The following is a 9,331-nucleotide window of genomic DNA, read 5'->3' as shown; positions in this document are numbered from 1 at the left end:
AGTGACTGGGCACCGGCGGCCTGGGCGGGCACGGTGTTCATGATGACCGAGGACGGGTAGACGGCCAGTCCCCCAGGAACGTACAGGCCCACGCGTCGCACCGGCACCAGCGCTGGGTGACCCGGGCTCCGTGCGGATACTCCACGACCGCGTCCTGGGGTACCTGCGCCGCGGCGAAGGCGCGGGCCCGCTCAATGGATTCCTCCAACGCCGCCCGTACCTTGGGATCCAGTTCATCCAGGGCCCGCTGCAGTTCCTCCTGCGGGACCAGGGTATGCTCCAGGCGCACCTTGTCGAACTTCTCGGACAGTTCCAGCAGCGCGGGCATCCCCTCACCGCGCACCTTGTCGATGATCTGCTGCACCGATTCGGCGGCGGTCTGCGAGTTCACCACTGGCCGTGGCAGCTGCGCCTTCAGTTCGGCGCGCTCCAGCCGGCGTGCCCGCCAGTCAATGGTGGCCAATTGCGGGAAGGGGTTCTGAGCTGAGGAAGTCACCCGTCCAGTTTAACCGTGCCCGCCGTTGGGTGCGGCAATGGTTACCCGGCCCGGTCACACAGGATCAGGCCGGATACCTAGGCATCCAGGCAGGCCGGACCGAGCAGCACCTTCAGGTCCCCGAACAGTGCCGGGTTCGGGTTCACCCGGTAGTTCATGCCCAGGCGCATCAGCGAGGTGCCGCGCGAGCCGGAGAGCTTGACCCGCACCTCGGTGTTGCCCCGGTGCGTGCGCAGCACGTCACCGAGCTGGGAGACCAGGGTTTCGGTGGCCTTGTGGGTGGGGATCGCAATGACCACCGGCCGGTGCCGGTGGCGTCGGAGAGCTCCGGGATCATCATTTCCTGCGCGTTCAGGGTGATTGAACCGTCGTCGCGGCGCTGCACGCGTCCCTTGATGACCACAATCAAGTCTTCGGCCAGCACCTCGCGATCGGCTGGTAGGCCTGGCCAAAGAACATGACCTCCATCGAACCGGAGAGGTCCTCCAGCTCGCAGCGGGCGTAGGGGTTGCCGGACTTCTTGGCAATCCTGCGCTGCAGGCCGGTGATCATGCCCGCGATGGAGATGATGTGCCCGTCGGAGGGGCCGTCATCGGAGATCACATGGGTGATCGACATGTCCGCGTACTGGTCCAGGGCCTGGCCCAGCCCCTGCAACGGGTGGTCCGAGACGTAGAGGCCCAGCATTTCGCGTTCGAATCCGAGCTTTTCCTTCTTGTCCCAGTCCGGCAGGTCCGGGATGCTTACGCTCATCGAGTCGGAGGCATCCTCGGTGCCCAGCGCGCTAAACAGGTCAAACTGGTTGGCGGCCTCATTGCGCTTGAGGGTGATCACCGAGTCCACGGCCTCTTCGTGGATCGCCACCAGGGCTCGGCGGTGGTGGCCCATGGAGTCGAACGCGCCGGCCTTGATCATCGATTCAATGGTGCGCTTGTTGCACACCACGGCCGGGACCTTGCGCAGGAAGTCGCTGAAGTCGGTGTAGGCGCCTTCTCGGTGCGGGCCTCGACCATGCCCTCCACCACGTGGGTGCCCACGTTGCGCACCGCACCCATTCCGAAGCGGATGTCCTTGCCGACCGGGGTGAAGGTCAGGGCGGATTCGTTGACGTCCGGCGGCAGCACCGTGATGCCCAGGCGCCGGCATTCGTTCAGGTACATGGCCAGCTTGTCCTTGTCATCACCCACGGAGGTGAGCAGGGCCGCCATGTATTCGGCCGTGTAGTGCTCCTTGAGGTAGGCGGTCCAGTAGGACACCACCCCGTAGGCCGCCGAGTGCGCCTTGTTGAACGCGTAGTCGGAGAACGGCAGCAGGATGTCCCATAGGGTCTGCACCGCGGCATCGGAGTACCCGTTGTCGTTCATCCCCTGCTTGAAGCCGACAAACTGCTTGTCCAGTTCGGACTTCTTCTTCTTGCCCATCGCACGACGCAGGATGTCCGCCTGGCCCAGCGAGTAGCCGGCCAGCTTCTGGGCGATCGCCATTACCTGTTCCTGGTAGACGATCAGGCCAAAGGTGCCGCCCAGGATCTCCTCCAGCGGTTCGGCCAGCTCCGGGTGGATCGGCACCACGTCCTGCAGCCCGTTCTTGCGCAGTGCGTAGTTTGTGTGGGCGTTCGCGCCCATCGGTCCCGGGCGGTAGAGCGCCAGCACCGCGGAGATGTCTTCGAAGTTGTCCGGGCGCATCAGCTTCAGCAGCGATCGCATTGGACCGCCATCGAGCTGGAACACGCCCAGCGTGTCGCCGCGGGCCAGCAACTGGTACGTAGCCGGGTCATCCAGTGGCAGGGTCTCCAAATCCAGGTCGTCCCCGGTGTTGGCCTTGATGTTCTCGATCGCGTCGGAAATGATGGTCAGGTTGCGCAGGCCCAGGAAGTCCATCTTGATCAGCCCCAGCCTTCGCAGGTCGGGTAGTCGAACTGGGTGATCACCTGACGGTCCTGCAGGCGGCGCATGATCGGGATGACATCAATGATCGGATCCGAGCTCATGATCACCCCAGCCGCATGCACACCCCATTGGCGCTTGAGCCCTCCAGGCCCTTGGCGGTTTCGAACACGCGCGCCGCTTCGGGATCGTTGGCGACCAGGTTGCGGAAATCCGCGGCCTCGGAGTAGCGCTTGGACTGCGGGTTTTCGATGTCGTTCAGCGGGATGTCCTTGGCCATCACCGCCGGAGGCAGCGCCTTGGTCAGCGTTTCACCCATCGAGAAGGGGTACCCCAGCACCCGAGGAGTCCTTCAGCGCCTGTTTGGTCTTGATCGAACCGTAGGTGACGATCATGGATACGCGCTCGTCTCCGTACTTCTCGGTGACGTACTTGATCACTTCGGGGCGACGACGATCGTCAAAGTCGACGTCGAAGTCGGGCATGGAAACGCGCTCCGGGTTCAGGAAGCGTTCGAAGATCAGTCCGTGCTGCAGCGGATCCAGATCGGTGATGCGCATTGCGTAGGCGACCATGGAACCTGCACCGGAACCACGGCCGGGGCCGACGCGGATGCCGTTGTCCTTGGACCAGTTGATGAAGTCGGCGACCACCAGGAAGTATCCGGGGAAGCCCATCTTGATGATGACATCCAGCTCGTAATCGGCCTGCTTGCGCACCTCATCGGGGATGCCATCCGGGTAGCGGTAGTGCAGGCCCTTGTCGACTTCCTTGATCAGCCAGCTGGTTTCGTCCTCCTTCCGGGTGGGGAACTTGGGCATGTAGTTGGCGTTGGTGTCGAAGGAGACCTCGGCCCGTTCGGCGATGAGCAGGGTGTTGTCGCAGGCCTCGGGGAACTCGCGGAACAGTTCACGCATTTCCCGGGCGCTCTTGAGGTAGTAGCCGGAGCCGGAGAAGGCGAAGCGCTTGCCGCCCTGGTCGTAGGTGGGTTCATCAAGGTGGAACCGGAGTTGATGGCCAGCAGCGCCTCGTGGGCCTTCGCGTCGGCTTCGTGCGTGTAGTGCAGGTCGTTGGTGGCCACCAATGGGATCTGCAGTTCCTTGGCCAGACGCAGCAGGTCCTTGGTGATCCGCCGTTCAATCTCCAGACCGTGGTCCATGATCTCGCAGAAGTAGTTCTCCTTGCCGAAGATCTCCTGGAATTCGGCGGCGGCCGCCTTTGCGGCCTCGTACTGTCCCAGGCGCAGCTTCGTCTGGATTTCACCCGAGGGGCAGCCAGTGGTGGCAATCAGGCCCTTGGAGTGGTTGTTCAGCAGCTCGCGGTCCCAGCGCGGATATTTGCCGAAGACCGAATCCAGGGAGGCGATGGAGCTGCCCTTGAAGAGGTTGTTCATGCCTTCGTTGTTGTAGGACAGCAGCGTCATGTGGGTGTAGAGGCCACCGCCGGAGACGTCATCTCCCTTTTGCTTTTCCTCGGTACGCCATTTCACGCGCTGCTTGTCATCGCGCGCGGTTCCCGGCGTCACGTAGGCCTCGACCCCGATGATGGGCTTGATGCCGGCCCCGGTGGCCTGGCGCCAGAAGTCGAAGGCACCGAAGAGATAGCCATGGTCGGTGATGGCCATGGCTTCCATGCCCTGCCGGTTGGCTTCCTCGAAGAGCTCGCCAAGACGGGCCGCCCCGTCGAGCATCGAGTATTCGGTGTGGGTATGAAGATGAACAAATCCGTCGCGTGTGGCACTCACGCATCCAGTCTAGCCCTCGGCCCGCGCGGAATCAGCTCGGGCGCGGGTTGGGGAAAGCCACACTCGAGGAGGCGGTTTTTGCCATGGACCCGGCACGCTCCGCATAAGGAAACCGCTGGGTGTGGCAACAAAAACTAGTAGGTGCCTTCGCGCAACAGTTCCAGGGCCCCCGCCAGGTCTGCCGGGTATTCGCTGACGAATTCGACCCATTGCCCGGTAGCCGGATGGGCGAACCCCAGCTGATGGGCGTGCAGCCATTGACGCGTCAGGCCCAGCGCGGCCGCGAGCTTTGGATCGGCGCCGTAGGTCTGATCCCCGGCGCACGGATGGCCGAACGCGGAGAAATGCACACGGATCTGGTGGGTTCGTCCGGTTTCCAGTTCGACCTCGACCAAGCTGGCCCGGCCGAAGGCCTCCTCCACCTTGTAGTGCGTGACCGAGTTGCGCCCGCCGTCAAGGACCGCGAACTTCCATTCGAAACCCGGATGCCGGCCGATGGGCGCGTCGATCGTCCCTTCCAGGGGGTCGGGCAGACCCTGGACGACGGCATGGTAGATCTTCTTTGGGGTGCGTTCCTTGAACGCCCGCTTCAGCTCCGTGTAGGCCCGCTCGGTTTTTGCCACCACCATCAGGCCGCTGGTCCCCACGTCCAGCCGGTGCACAATCCCCTGCCGTTCCGGGGCACCGGAGGTGGAGATGTTGTAGCCCTCGGCGGCCAAGGCCCCGACGACGGTGGGTCCGACCCACCCGGGTGAGGGGTGGGCGGCTACGCCCACCGGCTTGTCGATCACCACGAAGTGTTCGTCATCGGCGATGATCTTTAGGTTCTCCACCCGTTCCACCCTACTTTCAGTGGGTCTTCTTTGGCCGGCAGGTTGACCACCAGCTGGTCCCCCGCCTTGAGCTTCGGGGATTTGCTGATGGTCCTTGCATTGACTTGCACCTGTTTACTGCGGCACAGTTCGGTGGCCTCGGCCCGTGGGATTTGCAGCTGCCGGGCGATGAAGACATCGGCCCGACTTCCCTGCTCTTCGTCCGGGACCTGCAGTCGGTGCACTGCGGCGGGGCGGTCCTGGCTCATTGTGGCTGATCCGTTCCCGTGGCCGTCTGGGTATTCTTGCCGGCTCCGTTCATCGGGACGTCACGCAGCAGCAGGATCGCCACCACGATCATCGAGCAGACGATGAAGGAGTCGGCGACGTTGAAGATGGCAAAGCCCGGTACGGAAATCATGTCGACGACGTGTCCGAAGCCAGGCCGGGAGCACGGAAGATCCGGTCAATGAGGTTTCCACCGACTCCTCCCAGCAGCGCGCCGAGGGTCAGCGCCCAGGACAGGGTGCGCACCTTGCGGATCAGCAGGTAGATCACGTAGCAGAAGACGGCGGCCTGCAGCAGCGCGAAGACGATGGTGAAGCTCTCTCCGAAGGAGAATGCGGCGCCGGGATTCAGGATGTAGTGGATGTTCAGGATCCCGGGGATCACCGGAATCGACTCGCCCAGTTGCATCGTTGATTCGATATAGAGCTTGGTTCCCTGATCCAGGATCAGGCCAGTACGGCCAGGCCGAAGCCCAGTGCGAGGAACCTGCCGGCGGAGCGGCGGGGATCCGGGGCGGCCGCGGGTGAGTTGTTTTCCATTCGTACCCTTTGTCAACGACGTGTTAAACGACAACGGTGGTGACCGGATGTCCGGTCACCACCGTCAACTGTACTGACTAGCTTTTCAAGTCAGCAAAACCGGTTGGTTAGCTGTTCTTGGTCGTGCTGTCGATCGATGCCTGGGACTCCAGGTCACGCAGCTGGCCTTCGATGTAGGTCTTCAGGCGGGCACGGTAGTCGCGCTCGAAGCCTCGCAGCTGTTCCAGCTTGCGTTCCAGGACGGACTTCTGCTGCTCCAGGGCCGAGAGAGTCTTGCGGCTCTTCTCCTCGGCCTCGGTGACCATGGTGTTGGCTTCGGTCTTGGCGTCAGCGATGATCTTGTCGCGCTGCTCCACACCGGAGGCCACGTACTCATCGTGCAGACGCTGTGCCATGGCAAGCACGTTGGCTGCGGATTCCGCGGTGTCGGTCCGGGCACCGGTTTCGGCTGCCGGAGCGGCCTTCGGAGCCTCGGTCTTCTTTTCCTCGGCAGGCTTGGCAGCAGGTGCCTCGGCCTTCTTCTGCTCGGCAGGCTTTGCAGCTGCGTCAGCCTTCTTCTCCTCGGCAGGCTTGGCAGCAGGTGCCTCGGCCTTCTTTTCCTCGGTGGGCTTAGCAGTCGGGGCTGCTGCCACCGGGGCCGGCACGGACTGCTCCTTGGAGGAGGAAACATCCTCACCCAGGGCAGACAGGCGGCGGCGGAGCTCGTCGTTCTCAGCGTTCAGGCGACGCAGTTCTACGACGATCTCGTCGAGGAAATCATCTACCTCGTCCTGGTCGTAGCCTTCGCGGAACTTGGTCGGCTGAAACCGCTTATTGACTACGTCTTCTGGCGTCAAAGCCATTGGGTCACCTCAATACTGGGATCTCTTCCGCACGACCTAGGTTGCCCTGCGAAACACTTACCTTGTTCAATACTACGACCGGTGTAGTCGAAGCACCATTTTTTAAAGGATATAACGTTTTGGTCACTAAACACGAAAACGACATCTAGTGGCCGTGTCATTCAATTTGAACCTACCGCGTCAGCCCCGTAAGGACAATCTGCGAACAGGTCCGACAAACACTAAATTCCGACGCTGTACCCGAGATTGCCGACGATCGCCTTGGCGATCACGACGACGATGAACAGCACCAGGAAAGACAGGTCCAAACGTATTCCACCCAAGTCAAGGGGCTTAATACGCTTGCGCAGCCAACGCAGTGGCGGGTCGGTGATCGTTACCACGACCGTGGCTGCGACCAGAGCAATTCCCTTCGGCTCCAGTGCCGGGCAAAACTTTCAGTAACATCCAACACAATTCTCATTAACAGCAGAATTTGAAGAATGCTCAGCGCGAGATAAAGAATCCCGAATAGCATCGTGGCGTTCTCGCTCCTTGGCGGTTAGCTCTGATTGAAGAAAGTTGCCTGGGCTTCGGACTGCTTACGGTCCTCGCCCAGCACCTCTACAGTAGCTGGTGAGAGAAGGAACACCTTATTGGTGACGCGTTCGATGGAGCCATGCAGGGCGAAAACCAGTCCTGCGGAGAAATCTACGAGGCGCTTGGCATCGGTTTCGCCCATGTCGGTGACGTTCATAATCACCGGGATACCGTCACGGAAGTTCTCACCAATGATTTTGGCATCATTGTAAGAACGAGGGTGCACGGTTGTAATCTGACGCAATTCGGAATCCTCATCCCTAACCGAAGGGGCACGTTTGATGGGAGTGACAGGAGCCCGGTACTCGGTTTCCTGCTCATACTGATCTGGTTGCGGAATCGCTGCTCGGGCAGCAGGGGTTGGGCCTGCTGCTTCGGTCGGTCGCTGGGGAGCTTCCTCTTCCACGACTCGCACCTGGGCGCGCTGCTCAGGCTCGCGGCAGGAGCTTCCTCGTGCTCGACCGCATCGGCCAAGCCAAGGTAGACCATTGCTTTACGTAGTCCGTCCGCCACGATACTCTCCTCGTTTCCCGTACATGCAACCCCAGTGCATGATTCCGCTAGTTCGACGCTACCGCACTGGATTCGGGTAGCAACGTAAATCTGTTCAATTCTCTGCGGTGTGTCGCAGGGAGCTAGTTTTCTCGCCAGATGATGCCGGCGAAGCGCCCGCTGTGACGGTCCCGACGGTAGGAGTAGTACTCCGGATTTTCCAGGTACATATCCCGCTGTTGCGCACCTCGACCGCCAGATCGCGAAGTTGCCCCGCGGCGGCCCTTGGCAGGTCCAAGGCCGGGGTGTCCCAGCTGGTGATGCTGCCGATGCCCGGCACCCGCGCCTCTGACTCCTCGAGCATTTCCTGCGGCACCTCGTAGCAGCGCCCGCAGATCGCCGGGCCGATAACGGCCTCAATGCGGGTGGCGCCCAGCTCGGTGAGCTGCTTGACGGTTTCGGGCATGATTCCGTCCAGTAGTCCCCGGCGTCCGGCGTGAACCGCGGCGGTGGCGCTGGAGTTGTTCTGCGGGTTGTGCCCAACGAACAGCACCGGCAGGCAGTCGGCGACCATGACGGCCAAGGGCGTTGTCCCCGTGGCTGATCAGCCCGTCACAGGTGGCCGCCGCGCTTTCCGCGCCTTGCTGTTCGGCGTTTAGCACGGTGGCCGAGTGAACCTGGTTCATGAAGGTCAGGGAAAAGCTTCGAACCCCGATCCGCTCCTCCAGCCTGGCGCGGTTGGCCCGCACCAGTTGCGGGTCATCATTCACGTGCAGGGCGAGGTTGCCCTCGGCCTGCGAGGTGAATGCCAGGTGGATCTGCGGATCGAGGTTCGATGCGTAATGTAGCACTGCGTTCAGGTTCCGGTGCGGACTACTTCAGGAAGTCCGGCACGTCCAGATCGTCGTTGGAGCCGTTCAGGTCCGAATCGACAACGTCGGGAAGGTCCTGGAAGTCCCTGGAGGATTCCGATTCGGGCTTGCGCTCGGGGATGGCGGCGGCGACGGGCTTCTCGGCTGGCTTGGCCGAGACGCTCTCTGCGGCCGCTTCAGCCGGCGGCGGGGTGGTGATCGACTGGGCCGGCAGCTTTGCCATCGGCTTGCTGGTGGCATCCACGGAGTCGAAGCCGGCGGCGATCACGGTTACGCGTGCCTCATCACCCAGGCGTCGTCGATGACGGCACCGAAGATGATGTTGGCTTCGGGGTGGGCCACTTCCTGGACCAGGCGGGCTGCCTCGTTGATTTCGAACAGGCCGAGGTCCGAGCCGCCTGGATGGACAGCAGCACGCCATGGCGCCGTCGATGGAGGCTTCCAGCAGCGGGGAGGCGATCGCCAGTTCGGCGGCCTTGACCGCGCGGTCCTCACCGCGGGCCGAGCCGATGCCCATCAGCGCCGAGCCGGCACCCTGCATCACCGACTTCACGTCGGCGAAGTCGAGGTTGATCAGGCCCGAGGTGGTGATCAGGTCGGTGATGCCCTGCACACCGGAGAGCAGCACCTGATCAGCCTGGCGGAAGGCGTCAAGCACCGAGACGTTGCGGTCCGAGATGGACAGCAGTCGGTCGTTCGGGATGACGATCAGGGTGTCGACTTCGTCGCGCAGCGCCTCGATGCCGGCCTCGGCGGAGTTCGCACGGCGGCGGCCTTCGAA

General features: G+C 62.5%; 5 protein-coding genes and 6 pseudogenes. All 11 read right to left on the bottom strand.

Annotation, left to right across the window (positions count from 1 at the left end; all coding sequences use genetic code 11):
• Nucleotides 1-343, bottom strand: a pseudogene (locus JCM19049_RS05090) (histidinol dehydrogenase); the annotation flags it as partial.
• A gap of 230 nt (nt 344-573) precedes the next feature.
• Nucleotides 574-4,072 (bottom strand): annotated as a pseudogene (gene dnaE, locus JCM19049_RS05085) (DNA polymerase III subunit alpha).
• Nucleotides 4,073-4,260: 188 nt separating this feature from the next.
• Nucleotides 4,261-5,207, bottom strand: a pseudogene (locus tag JCM19049_RS05080) (RluA family pseudouridine synthase).
• Nucleotides 5,204-5,359: a hypothetical protein gene (locus JCM19049_RS18730; protein ID WP_279402500.1), complete on the bottom strand. Its 156-nt coding sequence runs from the start codon at nt 5,357-5,359 to the stop codon at nt 5,204-5,206. The pseudogene JCM19049_RS05080 and the gene JCM19049_RS18730 overlap by 4 nt, the downstream one beginning before the upstream one ends.
• On the bottom strand, nt 5,356-5,634 hold the full coding sequence (locus tag JCM19049_RS18725; protein WP_279402499.1) for a signal peptidase II: 279 nt from the start codon (nt 5,632-5,634) through the stop codon (nt 5,356-5,358). Before JCM19049_RS18725 ends, JCM19049_RS18730 begins: the two co-directional genes overlap by 4 nt.
• Before the next feature lie 238 nt (nt 5,635-5,872).
• The gene (locus JCM19049_RS05070; RefSeq protein ID WP_054821023.1) at nt 5,873-6,607 is read right to left on the bottom strand and encodes a DivIVA domain-containing protein; all 735 of its coding nucleotides are present in this window, start codon (nt 6,605-6,607) and stop codon (nt 5,873-5,875) included.
• Between the two features lie 221 nt (nt 6,608-6,828).
• Nucleotides 6,829-6,990, bottom strand: a complete 162-nt coding sequence (locus tag JCM19049_RS22245) for a YggT family protein (RefSeq protein WP_306420689.1) — start codon at nt 6,988-6,990, stop codon at nt 6,829-6,831.
• A gap of 158 nt (nt 6,991-7,148) precedes the next feature.
• Nucleotides 7,149-7,699, bottom strand: a pseudogene (locus JCM19049_RS05060) (cell division protein SepF).
• 94 nt (nt 7,700-7,793) lie between these two features.
• The gene (locus tag JCM19049_RS05055) at nt 7,794-8,252 is read right to left on the bottom strand and encodes a polyphenol oxidase family protein (protein WP_279402498.1); all 459 of its coding nucleotides are present in this window, start codon (nt 8,250-8,252) and stop codon (nt 7,794-7,796) included.
• 34 nt (nt 8,253-8,286) lie between these two features.
• A pseudogene (locus JCM19049_RS18720) lies at nt 8,287-8,529 on the bottom strand (laccase domain-containing protein); the annotation flags it as partial.
• 22 nt (nt 8,530-8,551) lie between these two features.
• Nucleotides 8,552-9,331 (bottom strand): annotated as a pseudogene (locus JCM19049_RS05050) (cell division protein FtsZ); the annotation flags it as partial.

The sequence above is a fragment of the Arthrobacter sp. JCM 19049 genome (genome assembly GCF_001310435.1).
The sequence above is the reverse complement of the archived record's forward strand: the minus strand, read 5'-3'. Positions and strand labels throughout refer to the sequence as shown.

Excerpts from the sequence above, each read along its gene's own strand:
- JCM19049_RS05070 (WP_054821023.1), bottom strand. The coding sequence starts at position 6,607 with ATGGCTTTGACGCCAGAAGACGTAGTCAATAAGCGGTTTCAGCCGACC.
- JCM19049_RS18725 (WP_279402499.1), bottom strand. The coding sequence starts at position 5,634 with ATGCAACTGGGCGAGTCGATTCCGGTGATCCCCGGGATCCTGAACATC.
- JCM19049_RS18730 (WP_279402500.1), bottom strand. The coding sequence starts at position 5,359 with ATGATTTCCGTACCGGGCTTTGCCATCTTCAACGTCGCCGACTCCTTC.
- JCM19049_RS05055 (WP_279402498.1), bottom strand. The coding sequence starts at position 8,252 with ATGGTCGCCGACTGCCTGCCGGTGCTGTTCGTTGGGCACAACCCGCAG.